Below are 17,629 nucleotides of genomic sequence, written 5' to 3' on the forward strand. Positions count from 1 at the left end.
AGGTCCAGCGGCGGAGGACACAGAACGACCTCGTCGGAACCGAGGTGGTGTTGCTTACGCAGCGAGGGGTGCACGAACCGGATTGGACGAGGCAGGTCGGCGACGCAGGAGGGGCGCTCGTCGACACCCTGTGCATCGGAGCGACGCGACGCTGCACGACTTCCGCGTCAGCGGTAGGCAGATTCGTCTCCAGTCAGCAGAAGGAGACCTTCGATGCCGTCCGCTACTCCGCTGTTCCACACCGTCGCCGAAGCCGCCGCGCTGCTGCGCGTCGATACGGCCACCGTGTATCGAGCGATCCGCGATGACGCCTTTCCCGCAGTCCGCATCCGGGGCCGGTACGTCATCCCCGCGAAAGCCATCGACCAGATGATCGAGGCAGCGACGGAGAGCGGCAGGTGTCTCGACGTCGCCGACATCCTCGCCCGACAACGCATTCAGCGCGAGCTCGGTGAGAGCTCCCCACACCCAGTTCGATGACACCCGCGACGTCGACGTCGGGCCGTCCCGTGCCGACGATCAGTAAATCGTCGCGGCATGGCTCGGAACAATGGCGACGAGTTGTAAAAGTGGGCGCGACAGGACTTGAACCTGCGACCGCCTGGGTGTAAGCCAGGAGCTCTTCCAGCTGAGCTACACGCCCCTATGCCTGTGACGGCGTCCCTGACGCTACAGCGCCGTGTCGGAGGAGTTCCACACGTCCCCTGCTTCAGCTCGCCACACTCACGCGGACGTTACACGACCGCTCGCCCCACCCTTGCGGGTGCGGTCCTTGAGTAGCGCCGATCAGTCGAGAACGGCGAAGATCTTCACGGGCTCTCCCGGACGCAGGATGGCGAGTTCGAGCTCGTCTACCGGATCAGTCCTGCCCGTCCGCCGCGCGGCCTTGCGCAGCACCTTGTCGAGAACGGTGGCGTCGGTCTGGTCGACACTCATGCTGAAGCGCGTCACCGTCTGACCGAGGTGGCGCAGCTCGAACTCCGTGACGGGACTCTGAGGGCTCGCGACCGCCACCGTCGCCGTGGGCACATCGACCGCGATCGTCTCCGGGACGCGGACCACGAGCGGGCGTTGTCCCGGGGGCCATCGAGGAGCTTCCATTCGCGCAGGAGCTCGAACGCTCGGTGCACCGTGCTGACAGCGACGTCGTGCTCGGCCGCAAGTGTCTTGATGCCCGGGAGGTGCTCGTCGATGCCGACAGCCCCCGACACGATCGACTCTCGGAGTCGGACCGCCAGAAGCTCACGCGGGGTTTTGGGCGACGCGACCACCCGCTCCTCGTGCGACCGCACTCGAGGGCGCTCGGGCAACCGCGAGGCAAGTCCCTTCGCAGCAGGCTGATCGGCCTCGGCGACCCAGGCCGCATAGACCCGCAAGGTGGTGATACCGCCGCCGCTATGGCCTAGCCTGCCCGCGACGGTACGGATGTCGACGCCGCCAGCGATCAGCTCCGTCGCTGATCAGTGTCGTAGGCAGTGCAGGTGGGTGTCGATCTCCACTCGGGCAGCCATCCGTGAGGAGCGCTGGCCCACTGTCGCCGGCTTCATCGGCGTTGAGTTGTCGGGTGCAAGCGAGAACAAGAAGGCGTCGGGCCGCAGCGTGAGCCCGAGGGAGGCTGCGCGCTCCACCGCTCGCGCCCGGTGCTCCTTGAGAATCTCGATCGCTTGCGGATCGAGGGCCAGTCTCCGCTTCTGATGGGACTTCGTGTCCTTCTCGACGAGGACTCCGTCGTACCTGGCGATTGCCCGGTTGATGGTCACGGCACCCCGCTCGAGGTCGACCTGCGACCAGCGGACCCCGCACAGCTCGCCGCGACGGAGACCCGTCGTCATCGTGAACCACACCAACGTGCCCCAGTCCGGATCCAGCCAGGCTTCGTCCAGCAGTCGAACCGCCTCGGCCACGGTCGGCGGGTCCGGATCCGGCGGGAGCCGCGACGGCGGCTCCACGAGCTGCACCGGGTTGAGCGAGACCCAATTCCATCGGACGGCCCTCTGGAAGGCGCCGTTCAACAGGAAATGGATCTGCTGAATCGTCGAAGGGGCGAGCGGGAGGCATACGTGCGGCCGGCAACGGTCGTCACACTCATGCGGTCGGACCGTCCGATGGTCCGTCCTCGGCTCACCGCGTTCACAGTGGACCTGGCAGCGGCGCAGCTCGGCGTAGAGCGACTCGAGGTGCTCAGCTCCGACCGCCCCGGCCTTGATCCTCCCGAGATATCGGCGGATGTGCTTCTTGACGAACTTCGTGTACGTGACCTTCGTGGTCGGCGCGACGTCGACCTACTCAAGGTGACGCTCGAGAAGCTGATCGACGGTCGCGGAGGTTCGCGGTTGCCGTTGCTCGTCGACCTGGTTGGCGAGCCGACGCATCACCTTGTCCGCCTCGGCGGCGGCTCTCAGGCCCGCGGGGATCGTCTCTTTAAGGTAGTGCTTCCTACCGCTGACCGGATCGATACCCGCGTACACGCGGACACGGAACGCCCCGCTGCGGAGCTGTTCGACGCTCCCCCGCTGCCGTCTGCGGGGCCGCTTCAGCTCGGCCATGGCACGAGTTTACGACCCACTGATGCCACAAAGGATGCCACGAGCTGCGGAGACGCGAAGGCGGAGACGACATCTCCGCAGCTCAGAGGGGGTGGCTACAGTGATTTTCGAAGGAGTGACGACTCGGGTGTAAACCAGGTGCTCTTCCGCTGAGCTACACGCCCATGTGCCGGTCTCGGCGTCCACGACGGTACAGCGCCGCTCTCGTCCTCTTCCAGGCGTCCCTGGTCGTGGGCTCGCCACGACCATTCTCCCAGCGACAGGACGAACGACGACCGAGCGCATTCGGCATGGCCGAGAGCGGGCCCATGGTGGAGCCTTCCACGCGTCGCCGAGACCGCCGCCCCTCTGCGGGTCGACACGCTGCGCTCTGCGCCCGGGTGGCCCCCGGCGAGCCGGGGGCTCCGACTCTAGAGCGCCGCGATGGCCTTCTTCCAGGCCTCCTGGTCGCGGGCCTCGCCGGGCTGGTTGACCTCGGCGAAGGCGACCCTGCCCTCGGTGTCGACGAGGAAGGTGCCGCGGACGGCCATGCCCGCGCCCTCGTTGAACACGCCGTAGGCCTTCGCGGTCTCGCCGTGCGGCCAGAAGTCCGAGAGCAGCGGGAAGGTGTAGTTCTCCGCGGTGGCCCAGGCCTTCAGCGAGAAGGTCGGGTCCGTGGACACCGCCAGGACCTGGACCCGGTCGTTCTGGAAGGTCGACAGGTCGTCCCGGACGGTGCAGAGCTCACCGGTGCAGATCCCGGAGAAGGCGAAGGGGTAGAACACGACCAGGACGGCCTTGTCGCCGCGGAACGACGACAGGCTCACGTCCTGCTTGTCCTGATCCTTCAGGGTGAAGTCGGGGGCGACGGATCCCACCTCGACGGACATGCGGCTCCTCACGGGCGTGCGGGGAGCCCACCGGAGATCTCCGGTGGGCCTGTCCCCCCGAGCCTAGGCCACCATCGGGATCAGGTGGGCTGCCGCTTCCGGTTGGCCTTCGGCGGCACGAGCCGCGCACCGACCCAGTCCCCGAGGGTGACGTTCGAGGTCTGCGCGAGGCCCGCGGTGGGAGCGGCCTCGGCGATCTCGCTGGGCGAGAGGTGCCCGTCACGCCCCGTCTTCGGGGTGAGCACCCAGATGGTGCCCTCGTCCGACATCATGCCCCGGGCGTCCACGAGGGTGTCGACGAGATCGCCGTCGCCCTCCCGGAACCAGAGGATGATCAGATCGATGACCTCCTGGGCGTCCTCGTCGAGGATCTCCTCGCCCGTGACGCCCTCGACGGCGTCTCGCACCGCATCGTCGACGTCGGAGTCGTAACCCAGTTCCTGGACGACCATGCCCGGCTCGACGCCGAGCTTGCCCGCGATGTCGGACGATCGTCCGGCATCTTCCGCGGCGACCACGCCTGCACCTGCTTCCCTGTCGTCGGCGACACGTCCTCGCGCCGCCTGCACTCTCGTTCGGATGCGGAATCCGAACACGACCACGGTCCCCTGCGCAACCGCCGTACCGTGATCTCGCGACGAGGGGCACGATAGGGGCCGTCACCCGCATCCTCCGGCGCGCACCGGGGCCGAGGCGCGGGGAGACTGGACGGACCCACGTACGAGCCACACAGGGAGACCCCTTGACCGGCCAGAGCACCACCGGCGACAGCTTCGGCGGAGACGGCGGAGGCGAGAGCCCCCGCCGCGTCCACGTCATCCGCGACGGCCTCGCGGCCCACCTCCCGGACATCGATCCGGAGGAGACGGCGGAGTGGCTCGACTCGTTCGACGCCGCGCTGGACAACGCCGGGCAGCAGCGCGCCCGCTACCTCATGCTGCGGCTGCTGCAGCGTGCGCGCGAGCGCCACGTCGGGGTGCCCTCGCTGACCAGCACCGACTACGTCAACACCATCCCCACCGACCGCGAGCCGTGGTTCCCCGGTGACGAGGACGCCGAGCGCTCCTACCGCCGCTGGATCCGCTGGAACGCCGCGATGACGGTGCACCGCGCGCAGCGCCCCGGGATCGGTGTCGGCGGGCACATCTCCTCGTACGCGTCGTCGGCCACGCTGTACGAGGTCGGCTTCAACCACTTCTTCCGCGGCAAGGAGCACCCGGGCGGCGGGGACCAGATCTACATCCAGGGCCACGCCTCCCCCGGGGTCTACGCCCGCGCGTACCTCGAGGGCAGGCTGTCGGAGGACCGCCTGGACGGGTTCCGCCAGGAGGTGTCGCACGGCGGGCCGGGCCACGGGCTGCCGTCCTACCCGCACCCGCGGCTGATGCCGGACTTCTGGGAGTTCCCCACCGTCTCCATGGGCCTCGGCCCGATGAACGCGATCATGCAGGCGCGGTTCAACCGCTACCTGCGCGACCGCGGCATCAAGGACACCTCGGACCAGCGCGTGTGGGCGTTCCTCGGCGACGGCGAGATGGACGAGCCGGAGTCGCGCGGGCTGCTGCAGGTGGCTGCGGGCGAGGGGCTGGACAACCTCACCTTCGTCGTCAACTGCAACCTGCAGCGGCTGGACGGGCCGGTGCGCGGCAACGGGAAGATCATCCAGGAGCTGGAGTCCTTCTTCCGCGGCGCGGGCTGGAACGTCATCAAGGTCATCTGGGGCCGCGAGTGGGACGCGCTGCTGCACGCGGACCGCGACGGCGCCCTGATCAACCTGATGAACACCACGCCGGACGGTGACTACCAGACCTACAAGGCGAACGACGGCGCGTACGTCCGGGACCACTTCTTCGGCCGCGACCCGCGGACCAAGTCCCTGGTCGAGCCTTTGAGCGACGACGAGATCTGGGGCCTCAAGCGCGGCGGGCACGACTACCGCAAGGTGCACGCGGCCTACAAGGCGGCGACCGAGCACAACGGGCAGCCGACCGTCATCCTGGCCAAGACGATCAAGGGCTACGGCCTGGGCTCGCACTTCGCGGGGCGCAACGCCACGCACCAGATGAAGAAGCTGACCCTGGACGACCTCAAGCAGTTCCGGGACGAGCAGCGCATCCCGATCTCGGACGCCACCCTCGAGGCGGACCCGTACCTGCCGCCGTACTACCACCCCGGGGCGGACGCGCCGGAGATCCGGTACATGGAGGAGCGGCGCCGGGCGCTGGGCGGGGCGCTGCCCTCGCGGCGGACGACCTCGAAGGCGCTCGTGCTCCCCGGGGACAAGGTCTACGAGGCCGTGCAGAAGGGCTCGGGCAAGCAGGAGGTCGCCACCACGATGGCGTTCGTCCGGCTGCTGCGCGACCTGGTCAAGGACAAGGAGATCGGCGGCCGGATCGTGCCGATCATCCCGGACGAGGCGCGCACGTTCGGCATGGACTCCATGTTCCCGACGCAGAAGATCTACAACCCGCACGGGCAGCAGTACACCTCCGTGGACGCCTCCCTCATGCTGGCGTACAAGGAGTCCGAGCAGGGCCAGATCCTGCACGAGGGGATCAACGAGGCGGGCTCGGTGGGCTCGTTCACCGCCGTAGGCACCTCGTACGCCACGCACGACGAGCCGATGATCCCGGTCTACATCTTCTACTCGATGTTCGGCTTCCAGCGGACCGGCGACTCGATCTGGGCGGCGTCGGACCAGATGGCCCGCGGCTTCCTCGTGGGCGCCACCGCGGGGCGGACCACGCTGACCGGCGAGGGCCTGCAGCACAACGACGGACACTCGCTGCTGCTCGCCGCGACCAACCCGGCCGTGGCAGCGTACGACCCGGCGTTCGGGTTCGAGATCGCGCACATCGTCAAGGACGGGCTGCGCCGGATGGTCGGCGAGGACCCGGAGAACGTCATCTACTACCTGACGGTCTACAACGAGCCGTACCAGCAGCCCGCGGAGCCCGCCGACCTGGACGTCGACGGCGTGCTCAAGGGCGTCTACCGCTACCTGGAGACCGGCAGGGCGGACGGACCCCAGGTCCGCCTGCTGGGCTCGGGAGTCGGGCTGCCGTGGGCGATCCGGGCGCGGGAGATCCTCGCCGAGGAGTGGGGCGTGGGCGCCGAGGTCTGGTCGGTGACGTCCTGGGGCGAGCTGCGCCGAGACGGCGTCGAGGCCGAGCACCACAACCTGATCCACCCGGACGCCGAGCCGAAGGTCCCGTACGTCACGCAGGCCCTCGGCGGGTCGGACGCCCCGGTCATCGCGTCGTCGGACTGGATGCGGGCGGTGCCGGACCAGATCCGGCAGTGGGTGCCCGCGCCGTTCCTGTCGCTCGGCACGGACGGATTCGGGCTCTCGGACACCCGGCCCGCGGTGCGCAGGCACTTCGCGGTCGACGCCGAGTCCATCGTGGTCGGCGCACTGTCCACGCTGGCCGCGCGCGGCGAGGTGGACAAGGGTGCGGCGGCCGAGGCGGCCGCGAAGTACCGGATCGACGACCCGATGGCCGCCGGGCCGCAGACCTCGGACTCCGGGGTCGCCTGACGGGCGGGGCGCGGATCGCCCGACCGGTGGTCCGCGTCCCCCGAACGGCCCTGCGCCTCCGGAGGGGTGCCCACCCCTGTGTTTCATCCCGGTTCCGGGACGAATAAGCAGGTCAAGTCCTCTCGGCAAGCGACGAGAATCACGCTACGCTCCGCCCGACGCCGACCCACCCGGTGGAACGGCGTCCCGACGGGACCGCGGACAGTAGCGGCTCGTCGGCGTTTTCCCGGGGCGAGGGCCCCGTGAGCACGCACGAGGAGAGCAAGAATGGCAGAGGGCACCGTCAAGTGGTTCAACAGCGAGAAGGGCTACGGCTTCCTCGCTCCCGACGGTGGTGGGGCGGACGTGTTCGTGCACTACTCCGCGATCCAGGTGAACGGCTACAAGAGCCTCGACGAGGGACAGCGTGTGTCCTTCGACATCGAGCAGGGCCAGAAGGGCCCGCAGGCCACCGGAGTGACGCCGATCGGCTGAACCCGGACCACCGGAACCCTCCGGGGTTCCCCACCACCCACCGGCGCACAACCCGTTCCGCTTTCTGCCTCCTCGCGGTGCGTGTCAGCGAACGATCCGTACGTCGTCGGTAGCCGGGGTGACCAGCGAGATCCGGTCACCCCGGCTCTCGATGTCCGGACCGTGCCCGCCGCGCGCGGGTGCGTGTCATGCTTCGGCGCATGACCCTGTCCGACGTCCAGGCGGTCTCCGCCGCGACGCTGCGCCGCCTGGAACGGGCGACCGGCGATCTCGCGGCCGCCTGCCTGTCGGCCATGGAGGACGGCCAGCCGTGGTTCGCCCGGCTGCCCGCCGACCAGCGGGCCGGGGTGCTGCTCGTGACCCAGACCGGGGTGGCCAACTTCGTCGCCTGGCTGGGTGAGCCCGCGGAGACGAGCGGCTCGGAGACCATGCGGCTGACCGCGGAGGCCTTCCGGATCGCCCCCCGCGACCTGGCCCGCCGACTCTCCCTGCGCCAGACCGTCGACCTCGTGCGGATCGCCACCGAGGTCTTCGAGGAGCGGCTGCCCCCGCTGGCCGCGGACGACGCCGAGTACCGCATCCTCGTCGAGGCCGTGCTGCGGTTCGGCCGGGAGATCGCGTTCGCGGCGGCCACCGTCTACGCCAACGCGGCCGAGACGCGCGGTGCGTGGGATGCCCGGCAGGAGGCCCTCGTCGTCGACGGCGTGGTCCGCGGGGACACCGACGACGCGCTGGTCTCGCGCGCGGCCACCCTGGGCTGGGACGCCGCCGCGCCGCTGCGGGTCATGGTCGGCAGCCCCCCGGAGGACCGCGGGGACCCGCAGAAGGCGGGCGTCGAGGCCGCCGAGGTGCTCTCCGGGATGCGCAGGCACGCCACCCGCGTCGGCCGCTCGGTGCTGGTCGGGGTCCAGGGCAGCAGGCTGGTGCTGCTGCTCACCGAGCCGCGGGGGCACCCGGCGCCGGACGAGCGGCCCCCCGCGGGCGAGCGCCCGATCGCGCCGATCGTGGCGGACTTCGGGCCGGGACCGGTCGTCGTCGGGCCGGTGGCGGCCAACCTGGCGGCGGCGCACGTCTCGGCCCGGGCCGCCCTGGCCGGGCTGCGGGCCGCGCCCGCGTGGCCGGCGGCACCGCGGCCGGTCGAGGCGGACGAGCTGCTGCCCGAACGCGCCGTCTCCGGCGACCCCACGGCGCTGGGGGTGCTCCTCGAGACCGTGATCGCCCCGCTCGACGCGGCGGGCGGCGAGCTGCTGCGCACGCTGGCGACCTATCTGGAGGGCGGCGGATCGCTCGAAGCGTGCGCCCGCGCGTTGTTCGTCCACCCCAACACGGTGCGGTATCGCCTCCGCCGGGTGAGTGAACTCACCGGACGCTCCGCGACCGATCCGAGGGACGCCCACGTGCTCCGGACCGCCCTGCTCGCAGGGCGCCTGGCGGACCCTCCGACCGGGTCCTGACCTGCGCGAGAGCTGCCGCGGCGGTGATCGCGGCGACGACGGCCCACTCCTCGCCGTTGGAGGTTCCCCACAAATCGACGACACCATCGTGGTGCGCGGCGGTGTTCCGTTCCGCCGCTTCGCAGTGTTGGCTCTGCTGCTGTGATCGCTCTGCTCGCGCCCGGTCAGGGATCCCAGTCCCCCGGGATGCTCGGGCCGTGGCTGGAGGACTCCGCCGCCGCCGACACCGTCGCCACCTGGTCCGAGGCCATCGGCCTGGACGTCGCCCGCCTCGGCACCACCGCCGACGCGGACGAGATCAAGGACACCGCGGTGACCCAGCCCCTCGTCGTCGTGAACGCGCTGCTGGCCGCCGCGCGGCTGTCGGTCCCGGAGTCCGCGCCGGTCGCGGGCCACTCCGTCGGGGAGCTCGCCGCCGCTGCCGTCGCAGGGGTGCTGACCCCGGACGCCGCCGTCCGCCTCGCCGCGATCCGCGGCCGCGAGATGGCCGCCGCCTGTGCGGCGGAGCCCACCGGGATGGCCGCCGTCCTCGGGGGTGAGGAGGAGGTCGTGCTGGCCCGCCTCGCCGAGCTCGGTCTCGATCCCGCGAACCGCAACGGCGCCGGTCAGATCGTCGCCGCGGGCCCGCAGTCGGCGATCGAGGAGCTCGCCGCGAACCCCCCGGAGGGCGCGCGCCGCGCCGCCGTGCTGCCCGTCGCGGGCGCGTTCCACACCCGGTTCATGGGACCGGCCGAGGACGCCGTCCGGGTCGCCGCCGCGGAGCTGTCCCCCGGCGACCCCGCCCGGCCGCTGCTGACCAACTCGGACGGCTCGGTCGTCAAGTCCGGCCCCCAGGCCCTCGACCTGCTCGTCGCGCAGGTCACCCGGCCGGTGCGGTGGGACTCCTGCATGGCCGCGCTCGGCGCGCTCGGCGTCACGGCGGTCATCGAGCTGCCCCCCGCGGGTACCCTGGTCGGACTGGTCCGGAGGGACCTCAAGGGCGTCAAGACGCTGGCGCTCAAGACCCCGGACGACCTGGAGAAGGCCGCCGCGCTCATCGAGGAGTTCGCGTGAACCTCCGCCTGCAGGCCACCACCCCGGGCGCGAAGATCATCGGTCTGGGGAGCTTCCAGCCCGAGCAGGTCGTGACGAACGACGACCTGGCCCGGCGCGTCGAGACGAACGACCAGTGGATCCGGGACCGGGTCGGCATCGTCGAGCGGCGGATCGCCGAGAAGGACACCTCGCTGGTCGACATGGCCGTCGAGGCGGGCTCGCGGGCGCTCAAGGACTCCGGGCTGGCCGCCGCGGACGTCGACACGGTGATCGTCGCGACCTGCACGATGACGGCGCCGATCCCGAACGCCGCCGCGCAGACCGCGGACCGGATCGGCATCAGCGCGCCCGCCGCCTTCGACCTCAACGCCGCCTGCGCGGGCTTCTGCTACGGCCTGGGCACCGCCGCGGACCTCGTCCGCGCGGGCACCGCGAAGAACGTGCTGGTCGTCGGCGCGGAGAAGCTGTCCGACTGGGTGGACTGGGACGACCGCTCCACCTGCATCATCTTCGCCGACGCCGCGGGCGCCGCCGTCGTCACCGCCGCGCGCAGCGCCGACGAGGTCGGCATCGGCCCGGTCTCCTGGGGCTCCGCGGGTGACCAGGCCACCACCATCCGCATCCTGGAGGAGAGCACCCACAAGCTCTGGCAGCACGGCCAGGCGGTGTTCCGGTGGGCCACCACCCGCATCGCCCCCGTCGCGCTGGACGCCGTGGCGAGGGCGGGGATCACCCTCGCCGACATCGACGTGCTGGTCCCCCACCAGGCCAACCTGCGCATCGTCGAGGCCGTGGCCAAGAAGCTCCGCAAGGAGGGTGCCCGCGAGGACCTGCGGGTGGCGGACGACATCGTCCATTCCGGCAACACCTCCTCCGCCTCGATCCCGATGGCCCTGGACCACATGCGCGCCGCGGGCCGGGTCCGTTCCGGCGAGACGGCGCTGCTCGTAGGCTTCGGGGCGGGCCTGTCCTATGCGGGCCAGGTCGTCCGGATCCCCTAGATTTCCCCTCGAACCGACCAGAAGGAGCACACCCGAAGTGGCTGACACCGCCGAGATCCTGTCCGGCCTCGCCGAGATCGTCGAGGAGGTCGCCGGCATCGACACCGCCGAGGTGACCGCCGACAAGTCCTTCGTCGACGACCTGGACATCGACTCGCTGTCGATGGTCGAGATCGCCGTCCAGGCCGAGGACAAGTTCGGCGTCAAGATCCCGGACGACCAGCTCGCCGAGCTGAAGACCGTGGGCGACGCCGTCTCGTACATCGAGAAGAACCAGTAACACCCCGGGCACTCCCACAGAGTCCACGCACGACCGCACCACCCGTCCACCAGGAAGGCAGCACATGACCGACGTCGTCGTCACCGGCTACGGCGCCACCACACCGCTCGGCGGCGACGCGGCGTCGACCTGGGACGCGCTCCTCGCGGGCAGGTCCGGCGTCGGGCTGACGCGGGGGGCGTGGACGGAGAAGCAGGACCTACCGGTCAAGATCTCCGCCCAGCTCGCCGTGGAGCCCACCGACGTGCTGCCGCGCGTGCAGGCCCGGCGGATGGACCGGGTCGAGCAGGTCGCGGTGATCGCGGCCCGTGAGGCCTGGTCACACGCAGGCCTGGCCACCGCCGAGGGTGAGGACCCGAAGGTCGATCCCGTCCGGCTGGCCGTGGTCATCGGCAGCGGGGTCGGCGGGGCGGTCACCCTGCTCGACCAGGACGACCTGCTCGAGACGGGCGGGGTGCGCAAGGTCTCGCCGCTGACGGTCCCGATGCTGATGCTGAACGGGCCCGCGGCGATGGTCGGTCTGGAGATCGGAGCGCAGGGCGGGGTGCACGCGCCCTGCTCGGCCTGCGCGTCCGGCAGCGAGGCGCTGATCTGGGCCTACCGGATGCTGAAAGCGGGCGAGGTGGACGTCGTGGTCGCCGGCGGCGCCGAGGCGTGCATCACCGGGATCACGGTGGCGGGCTTCGTCCAGGCCCGCACGCTCTCCCAGCGCAACGACGCCCCGGAGGAGGCCTCCCGGCCGTTCGACACCGGCCGGGACGGCTTCGTGCTCGGCGAGGGCGCCGGGCTCATGGTGCTGGAGCGGCGGGAGTTCGCCGAGGCCCGCGGCGCCACGGTGCACGGCACCCTGGCGGGCATCGGGATCACCTCCGACGCCTACCACATCACCGGACCCGATCCCGAGGGCACGGGCCAGGCACGGGCGATGCTCGCGTCGGTCCGCACCGCGGGGCTGGAGCCCTCGGACATCGAGCACGTCAACTGCCACGCCACCTCCACGGTGGTCGGGGACGTCGGCGAGGCCCGGGCGATCCGCAAGGCGCTGGGCGACCAGCCGGTGCTCACCGCCCCGAAGGGCGCCCTGGGGCACCTCGTCGGCGGCGCGGGCGCGGTGGAGGGCCTGATCTCCCTGCTGTCCGTGCGCGACGGGATCATCCCGCCCACGCTCAACCTGCAGGACAAGGACCCCGGCGTCGAGCTGGATGTCGTGTCCGGTGAGCCGCGCAAGATGGAGCTGGCCGCCGCGGTGAACAACTCGTTCGGCTTCGGCGGGCACAACACCAGCGTGCTGTTCACCAAGTAGCACCCACGGGAAACGGGCCCCGGACGATCGTCCGGGGCCCGTTCCCCCGTGCTCAGCCGACCTGGTGCAGCCAGGTGACGGGGGCGCCGTCGCCCGCGTAGCGGCAGGACTCCAGCTCCTCGTCCCACGCCTCGCCCAGCGCGTGGCTCAGGCGCTGCTGCAGGGTCCCCGCCGGGCCCTCCGCCATCAGGGTCCGGATCTGGTCCTCACCCAGCATGACGTCGCCGTTGGCGCTCATCCGGCCCGTCCACAGGCCGAGGCCGGGGACGTGGCAGAACCGCTGGCCGTCGACGCCGGAGCTCGCCTCCTCGGTGACCTCGAAGCGCAGCATCGGCCACGCCCGCAGGGCACCGGCGAGGGCGCCGCCGCTGCCCACCGGACCGGACCAGCTGAACTCGGCACGCATCTGGCCCGGGACCGCCGGTTGCGCGCTCCAGTGGAGCGACACCCGAGTCCCGAGCACGCCGGACACCGCCCACTCGACATGCGGACAGACCGCAGTCGGCGACGAGTGGACGTGGACAACGCCGCGTGTGCTCACTGCAGACCTCCGCTTCTGACAGACGTGGATCGTCTTCCCCAACGTCCACGCGCATCCGCGACGGTCTCTCCGGGTCCTCTCCCCGGCCTCCGGCTTCGATCACTTGACTGTGCGTGATCACTCTGCCCGATCCCCGCGATCTCTGCCAGCACGACGCGGTCGGGGCGGCGTGTCGCGCGCGGCCGGGAGTGTCGATCAGCTACGGCGATCAGCCGCGTGGTCATCTCCGGACCTCGCCGCCGTCGACGAAGAGGTTGTCCGCCAGCACCGCGGCGCCGCGGATCCGGACGGTCGCGGCGGCGGCGTCGCGGTGGAAGCGGTTGCCGGTGATCCGGACGGGCGAGCCCTCCGCGGCGTCCTGGAGCAGCGTGTACTCGCCCCCGCCCAGCTCGTTGCCCCGGACGACGACCGGGCCCCTGCGGCTCCGCTGCCGCCCGTCGTCGCTCTCGTGGTGGGCCGCGACCGCGGGATCGACCAGGACGGCGCTGCCCAGCCCCGGGCCCCGGCCGAGCCGGACCCGGTTGTCCTCGACCAGGGCGTCCCCGCCGTCGCCCGCCGCGAGGGTGACGGCGTCGATCTCCCGGTCGGCCCGCGGGCGGAAGTCGTGCAGCCAGCTGTTGCGCAGGGTGGCGCCGGGCCCCAGCCGGGCACCGTCGGCGGCGACCCCGGTGATCTCGATGCGCTCGGCGACCCACGCCGGTCCGTCCACGGCGGCGTCGGTGAAGTCGCCGGTCAGCGTGCTGTCCTCGATCCGCACCGAGCCCGCGCCGACCGTCCGGACCCCGGCGGGCGTAGTGCCGTCCCCGGTGATCCGGCTGCGCCGCAGGACCACGTCCGGGGCTGCGACGACGACGCCACCGACGAGGTCCAGCCCGTCGAGCACCGCTCCGGGCGTGTGGACCTCCAGCGCCACGCGGACCGGGCAGAGCGTCAGTCCGGCGGGGACGCCGACGCTGCCCGGGGGCGGCGGGACGTAGGCGCCGGCGGCGGCGCAGCCGGGGAGCGGCGACTCCGGGGCCGGTGCGACGTCCCGGCCGACGCCCACCGCCACGCCGGCGGTCACCGTCGCCGCGACGAGGGCGCCGAGGGCGGCCCGGACCAGGATCATGCGCGGAGGGTACCCAGAGAATTAGTCCGAACGGCCTAGTCGCGACGGCGTGTCGCTCAGCGTCTGAAGGTGTCCGCGGGGCCGCTGTCCGCGCCGGTCATCCGTCCGGGACCGTAGGTCTCGTCGAAGGTGCGGAAGAGCAGGTCGAAGGGGAGGTCGGTGAACACGCCCCGGTCGTGGACGTACTCCATGTACCGGCTGCCGTCCCCGGAGAACTCGTGCATCAGGGCGTCCGCGGTCCCGTCGAACGGGATCGGGTCGACGCCGAACCGCGCGCACAGCTCCGCGTTGAAGGCGGGGGTGGCCTTGACCCAGCGACCGCCGAGGTGCAGGTCGGTGTAGCCGTGGAAGACGAAGAGGTCCGTGCCCATGCGGGCGGCCAGCTTGGGCGTGGTCAGGTGGTTGCGGACGTCCGCGAACCCGACCCGCGCCGGGATGCCGCACGCCCTCGCGGCCGCGGTGAGCAGTACCGCCTTCGGCACGCACCACGCCCGCGGTGCGGCGGCAATGGCGCTCGCGCGATAGTCGGCGGGATCGGCGGAGATGTCGAACGGGTCGTACCAGATCCCGTCCCGGACGGCGGCGAACAACCGGGCGGCCACCTCCACCGGGTCCGTGGCGCCCGCCGCGGCCCGCGCGGCGAAGGCCTGGACCTCCGGGGCGTCCGAGTCGACGAAGTCGGCGGGCGCGAGGTGCTCGGGGAGAACGGCGTCGGTCACCCGTCCCAGGCTAGGCCGATACGGTCCGCATTCGTCATATGACTTTCCGTGTCCGTCGCGCCCGTTTCCACCCTTTCGGGAAGCATCGATCGCCCAGTCGGTGACACTGGGTCCACTACTCTTCCGTCACAACAACACCACTGGTGACAGATGAGGCGGAGGGGCACGCGGGATGGCTGTAGGAGACCGGGACGAACCGGACATGATCGGCGCCCCCTTCCTCACCGTGGCCGAGGTCGCCGAGCGGCTGCGGGTCTCGAAGATGACGGTGTACCGCCTGGTGCACAGCGGCGAGCTGCCCGCCGTGCGGTTCGGGCGCTCCTTCCGCGTGCAGCAGGGCGCGGTGGACCGGCACATCGCGGCGGCCCGGTACGAGGCGGGCTGACCGCCTCCGGCGCCGTGCGGTGGCGGCGCCGGTCCCCCACGGCACTCCCGCTCAGCGAGCGGGGGTGCCGTTCGCGTCTCAGCGCTCGCGGCCGCGGGGGCGCAGCGGGGTCGGGGGGAGCTCGGGGGCGCTGAGCGGGTCACCCTCGTAACCCGGGACCTCCCCGAACCGGCCCCCCGCGCGCCGCGCGGCCTCCTCCTGCCAGGTGGCGCGGGCCTCGGCGATCTCCTCGCCGCTGCGGCCCACGAAGTTCCACCACATCACCAGCTGCTCGGCGAAGGGGACACCCCCGAGCAGCAGGAACCTGCTCTCCGGACCCGCGGCGACCGGCAGCTCCCGACGCCCGCTGCCCAGGTACAGCAGGGTTCCGGGCCCCACCTCCCGCCCGTCGATCTCGGGGGCGCCCCCCACGGTGAGCACCGCGTGCTCGAAGTCCGGCTCCAGCGGGAGCGTGCGCGCCGTCCCCGCCGCGAGCGCGACGTCCACCCCGAGCAGCGGGCTGTGCACCCGCCCCGGCGACAGCGCACCGCCCAGCTCCCCGAGCAGCACGGTGGCACGCAGGCCGGGCTCGATGAGCACCGGCAGGTTCGCGTGGTGCTCGAACCGGGGCGCGACGGCCCGCTCCTCCCCCGGCAGCGCCACCCACAGCTGGGCGCCGTGCAGGATCGGCGTGTGCGGGTCCGGCGACTGCTCGGAGTGCGCGATCCCGCGCCCCGCCGTCATCAGCCCGAGCTCGCCCGGCCGGACCAGCACCGAGCTGCCGAGCGAGTCCCGGTGGTGGACCTCCCCGGAGAGCAGCCAGCTCACCGTCTGCAGCCCGACGTGCGGGTGCGGCGCCACCTGCATCCCCGGCTCGGCCGCCACGTCGTCCGGGCCGTAGTGGTCGACGAAGCACCAGGCCCCGACCATCCGCCTGCCCAGGCTGGGCAGCAGCCGACGTACCTCGGTGCTCTCCCCGAGCTGTACCCGGCGCGGCTCCACCAGCTCCCTGACCGGCCCGGCCGTCGCCTCCGCGGCGCAGACGGTCACCCGCGGATCACGTGTCACATCACTCATGGCACCCCCGCCCCGACCCTACGTTCCCCCGACCCTGACACCATCTGCGCATGCGACGCGACGTGACGGCCCGGCTCCAGCTCTCCGTGACCGAGCCCGCGCTGTTCGCGCTGCAGATCGCGGTGGCGCAGGGCGCGACGGCCGAACGGCTCACCCTGACCCTCGACGACACCGTCCTGCCCGCACCGCCGCAGTTCGACGCCGGCTACGGGGGCCGCACCCAGCTGCTCGAGTGCGACCCCGGCACCCTGGTGATCGAGTACGTCGCCCAGGTGGACGGGCGACGCGCGACGCCCGAGCCCCCGTCGTCCCCCGAGATGGACCAGCTGGTCATGCTGCGGCCCAGCCGGTACTGCCCGTCGGACCGGCTGCTGTCGACGGCCTCGCGCGAGTTCGGCGGGATCGAGGGCACCGACGCACGGATCACCGCCGTCCGGAACTGGGTGCACGACCGGCTGCTGTACATCAGCGGCTCCTCCAAGCCCACCGACGACGCCGTGGACACCCTGCTGCTCGGCGAGGGGGTGTGCCGGGACTACGCGCACCTCGTCGTCACGCTGCTGCGGGCGCAGGACATCCCCGCGCGGCTGGTCGCCGTCTACGCGCCGGGACTGTTCCCGATGGACTTCCACGCCGTGGTCGAGGCGTGGAACGGCTCGGTCTGGCGGCTGGTGGACGCGACCGGCCTCGCCCCCCGGGAGTCCATGCTGCGGATCTGCACGGGCCGAGACGCCGCGGACACCGCGTTCCTCACCACCCACCGCGGCACCGTGGAGCTGACGTCCATGCAGGTCATGGCGATCGTCGACGACCTGCCCCGCGAGGACCTCGACGCCGAGGTCGTGCTGGCGTAGCGCTCAGCTCGGGAAGCCGGCGGTCGTGATCGCCGGGAGGCCGCCCCGCAGCCCCTCGACCACGGCCAGCTCGTGCGGCACCACCGGATCCGGCAGCGCGTCGAGCGGGAACCACTGCACCGCCGCGGACTTCTCCTCCTCGACCCGGTGCGGCTCCCCCGCCCAGCGACGGCAGGCGAAGAAGAAGTCGACGCGCTCGTCGATCGGCTCGCCGTTGCCCTGCGTGCGGTGCACCGTGGTGAGCGGTTCCAGGTCGGCGGGGTCGATCCCCACCCCGAGCTCCTCGCGCGCCTCCCGGACGGCCGCGGTGAGCACCGACTCCCCCCGCTCGACGTGGCCCGCCGCGGCGCAGGCCCAGAACCCGTCCCGGAACCCGGTGTTGCGGCGCAGCTGCAGCAGGACCTCGTCACCCCGCCGCAGGATCACGTACGCCGCCGGGACCACGCTGAATCGTGTGCTCACCCGA

20 protein-coding genes and 1 tRNA gene are annotated in these 17,629 nt (G+C 71.9%); 10 read left to right on the forward strand and 11 right to left on the reverse strand.

From position 1 onward, the window contains the following. The first annotated feature begins 213 nt into the window (after nucleotides 1-213). Nucleotides 214-480 carry a helix-turn-helix domain-containing protein gene (locus tag ABD993_RS23135; RefSeq protein WP_345422224.1) on the forward strand — a complete coding sequence of 89 codons (267 nt, stop codon included), beginning with the start codon at nucleotides 214-216 and terminating at the stop codon, nucleotides 478-480. Between the two features lie 90 nt (nucleotides 481-570). Here the strand turns inward: ABD993_RS23135 and ABD993_RS23140 are convergent. The 6 genes from ABD993_RS23140 to ABD993_RS23165 form a co-directional block, all read right to left on the reverse strand. Then, a tRNA-Val gene (locus ABD993_RS23140) sits at nucleotides 571-643 on the reverse strand. Nucleotides 644-786: 143 nt separating this feature from the next. Then, nucleotides 787-1,062 carry a hypothetical protein gene (locus ABD993_RS23145; protein WP_345422227.1) on the reverse strand — a complete coding sequence of 92 codons (276 nt, stop codon included), beginning with the start codon at nucleotides 1,060-1,062 and terminating at the stop codon, nucleotides 787-789. A gap of 398 nt (nucleotides 1,063-1,460) precedes the next feature. After that, nucleotides 1,461-1,958, reverse strand: coding sequence for a tyrosine-type recombinase/integrase (locus tag ABD993_RS23150; RefSeq protein WP_345422230.1), 498 nt, complete (start codon nucleotides 1,956-1,958; stop codon nucleotides 1,461-1,463). Nucleotides 1,959-2,282: 324 nt separating this feature from the next. Beyond that, complete coding sequence (locus tag ABD993_RS23155; RefSeq protein WP_345422233.1) at nucleotides 2,283-2,546, reverse strand: hypothetical protein; 264 nt, start codon at nucleotides 2,544-2,546, stop codon at nucleotides 2,283-2,285. A 410-nt stretch (nucleotides 2,547-2,956) separates the two neighbouring features. Continuing rightward, a complete protein-coding gene (locus tag ABD993_RS23160) occupies nucleotides 2,957-3,415 on the reverse strand; it encodes a peroxiredoxin (RefSeq protein ID WP_345422236.1) in 459 nt (152 codons plus the stop codon). Nucleotides 3,416-3,495: 80 nt separating this feature from the next. Beyond that, on the reverse strand, nucleotides 3,496-3,933 hold the full coding sequence (locus ABD993_RS23165; protein WP_345422239.1) for a DUF3052 domain-containing protein: 438 nt from the start codon (nucleotides 3,931-3,933) through the stop codon (nucleotides 3,496-3,498). A gap of 224 nt (nucleotides 3,934-4,157) precedes the next feature. Here ABD993_RS23165 and aceE point away from each other — a divergent pair, with 224 nt between their 5' ends. The 7 genes from aceE (at nucleotide 4,158) to ABD993_RS23200 (ending at nucleotide 12,500) form a co-directional block, all read left to right on the forward strand. Continuing rightward, nucleotides 4,158-6,953, forward strand: a complete 2,796-nt coding sequence (gene aceE / locus ABD993_RS23170; protein ID WP_345422242.1) for a pyruvate dehydrogenase (acetyl-transferring), homodimeric type — start codon at nucleotides 4,158-4,160, stop codon at nucleotides 6,951-6,953. A gap of 267 nt (nucleotides 6,954-7,220) precedes the next feature. Beyond that, nucleotides 7,221-7,427 carry a cold-shock protein gene (locus tag ABD993_RS23175; RefSeq protein WP_181778994.1) on the forward strand — a complete coding sequence of 69 codons (207 nt, stop codon included), beginning with the start codon at nucleotides 7,221-7,223 and terminating at the stop codon, nucleotides 7,425-7,427. Between the two features lie 200 nt (nucleotides 7,428-7,627). Continuing rightward, on the forward strand, nucleotides 7,628-8,881 hold the full coding sequence (locus ABD993_RS23180) for a PucR family transcriptional regulator (protein ID WP_345422247.1): 1,254 nt from the start codon (nucleotides 7,628-7,630) through the stop codon (nucleotides 8,879-8,881). Nucleotides 8,882-9,022: 141 nt separating this feature from the next. Next, nucleotides 9,023-9,934 (forward strand): ACP S-malonyltransferase, encoded by a 912-nt coding sequence (locus tag ABD993_RS23185; RefSeq protein ID WP_345422250.1) that lies wholly within the window; start codon nucleotides 9,023-9,025, stop codon nucleotides 9,932-9,934. Next, nucleotides 9,931-10,917 (forward strand): beta-ketoacyl-ACP synthase III, encoded by a 987-nt coding sequence (locus ABD993_RS23190; RefSeq protein ID WP_345422253.1) that lies wholly within the window; start codon nucleotides 9,931-9,933, stop codon nucleotides 10,915-10,917. The genes ABD993_RS23185 and ABD993_RS23190 overlap by 4 nt, the downstream gene beginning before the upstream one ends. A gap of 37 nt (nucleotides 10,918-10,954) precedes the next feature. Then, entirely contained in the window at nucleotides 10,955-11,197 is a 243-nt protein-coding gene (locus ABD993_RS23195) for an acyl carrier protein (protein WP_181782669.1), read from the forward strand. 64 nt (nucleotides 11,198-11,261) lie between these two features. Beyond that, nucleotides 11,262-12,500, forward strand: coding sequence for a beta-ketoacyl-[acyl-carrier-protein] synthase family protein (locus ABD993_RS23200; protein ID WP_345422259.1), 1,239 nt, complete (start codon nucleotides 11,262-11,264; stop codon nucleotides 12,498-12,500). A 52-nt stretch (nucleotides 12,501-12,552) separates the two neighbouring features. Here ABD993_RS23200 and ABD993_RS23205 read toward each other — a convergent pair whose 3' ends face one another. The 3 genes from ABD993_RS23205 to ABD993_RS23215 all read right to left on the reverse strand — a co-directional run bounded on the left by ABD993_RS23205 (nucleotide 12,553) and on the right by ABD993_RS23215 (nucleotide 14,868). Then, nucleotides 12,553-13,041 (reverse strand): DUF3145 domain-containing protein, encoded by a 489-nt coding sequence (locus tag ABD993_RS23205; protein ID WP_345422262.1) that lies wholly within the window; start codon nucleotides 13,039-13,041, stop codon nucleotides 12,553-12,555. A 220-nt stretch (nucleotides 13,042-13,261) separates the two neighbouring features. Beyond that, a complete protein-coding gene (locus tag ABD993_RS23210; protein ID WP_345422265.1) occupies nucleotides 13,262-14,149 on the reverse strand; it encodes a right-handed parallel beta-helix repeat-containing protein in 888 nt (295 codons plus the stop codon). 56 nt (nucleotides 14,150-14,205) lie between these two features. Next, entirely contained in the window at nucleotides 14,206-14,868 is a 663-nt protein-coding gene (locus ABD993_RS23215; protein WP_345422268.1) for a transglutaminase-like domain-containing protein, read from the reverse strand. A gap of 172 nt (nucleotides 14,869-15,040) precedes the next feature. On the opposite strand from ABD993_RS23215, the gene ABD993_RS23220 reads away from it, so the two are divergent. Beyond that, nucleotides 15,041-15,253, forward strand: coding sequence for a helix-turn-helix domain-containing protein (locus ABD993_RS23220; RefSeq protein WP_345422271.1), 213 nt, complete (start codon nucleotides 15,041-15,043; stop codon nucleotides 15,251-15,253). A gap of 78 nt (nucleotides 15,254-15,331) precedes the next feature. Here the strand turns inward: ABD993_RS23220 and ABD993_RS23225 are convergent, their stop codons facing one another. After that, nucleotides 15,332-16,309: a pirin family protein gene (locus tag ABD993_RS23225; protein ID WP_345422274.1), complete on the reverse strand. Its 978-nt coding sequence runs from the start codon at nucleotides 16,307-16,309 to the stop codon at nucleotides 15,332-15,334. A 50-nt stretch (nucleotides 16,310-16,359) separates the two neighbouring features. On the opposite strand from ABD993_RS23225, the gene ABD993_RS23230 reads away from it, so the two are divergent. After that, entirely contained in the window at nucleotides 16,360-17,163 is an 804-nt protein-coding gene (locus ABD993_RS23230; RefSeq protein WP_345422276.1) for a transglutaminase-like domain-containing protein, read from the forward strand. 3 nt (nucleotides 17,164-17,166) lie between these two features. Here ABD993_RS23230 and ABD993_RS23235 read toward each other — a convergent pair whose 3' ends face one another. After that, nucleotides 17,167-17,625: an NUDIX hydrolase gene (locus tag ABD993_RS23235; RefSeq protein ID WP_345422278.1), complete on the reverse strand. Its 459-nt coding sequence runs from the start codon at nucleotides 17,623-17,625 to the stop codon at nucleotides 17,167-17,169. Nucleotides 17,626-17,629 lie beyond the last annotated feature (4 nt).

Source organism: Pseudonocardia xishanensis (assembly GCF_039541715.1).
In the GTDB taxonomy this organism is placed as follows: Bacteria; Actinomycetota; Actinomycetes; order Mycobacteriales; family Pseudonocardiaceae; genus Pseudonocardia; species Pseudonocardia xishanensis.

Coding starts and splice junctions, on each gene's coding strand:
- ABD993_RS23220 (WP_345422271.1), top strand. CDS start 15,041: ATGGCTGTAGGAGACCGGGACGAACCGGACATGATCGGCGCCCCCTTC.
- ABD993_RS23175 (WP_181778994.1), top strand. CDS start 7,221: ATGGCAGAGGGCACCGTCAAGTGGTTCAACAGCGAGAAGGGCTACGGC.
- ABD993_RS23210 (WP_345422265.1), bottom strand. CDS start 14,149: ATGATCCTGGTCCGGGCCGCCCTCGGCGCCCTCGTCGCGGCGACGGTG.
- ABD993_RS23160 (WP_345422236.1), bottom strand. CDS start 3,415: ATGTCCGTCGAGGTGGGATCCGTCGCCCCCGACTTCACCCTGAAGGAT.
- ABD993_RS23155 (WP_345422233.1), bottom strand. CDS start 2,546: ATGGCCGAGCTGAAGCGGCCCCGCAGACGGCAGCGGGGGAGCGTCGAA.
- ABD993_RS23225 (WP_345422274.1), bottom strand. CDS start 16,309: ATGAGTGATGTGACACGTGATCCGCGGGTGACCGTCTGCGCCGCGGAG.
- ABD993_RS23135 (WP_345422224.1), top strand. CDS start 214: ATGCCGTCCGCTACTCCGCTGTTCCACACCGTCGCCGAAGCCGCCGCG.
- ABD993_RS23200 (WP_345422259.1), top strand. CDS start 11,262: ATGACCGACGTCGTCGTCACCGGCTACGGCGCCACCACACCGCTCGGC.
- ABD993_RS23180 (WP_345422247.1), top strand. CDS start 7,628: ATGACCCTGTCCGACGTCCAGGCGGTCTCCGCCGCGACGCTGCGCCGC.
- ABD993_RS23230 (WP_345422276.1), top strand. CDS start 16,360: ATGCGACGCGACGTGACGGCCCGGCTCCAGCTCTCCGTGACCGAGCCC.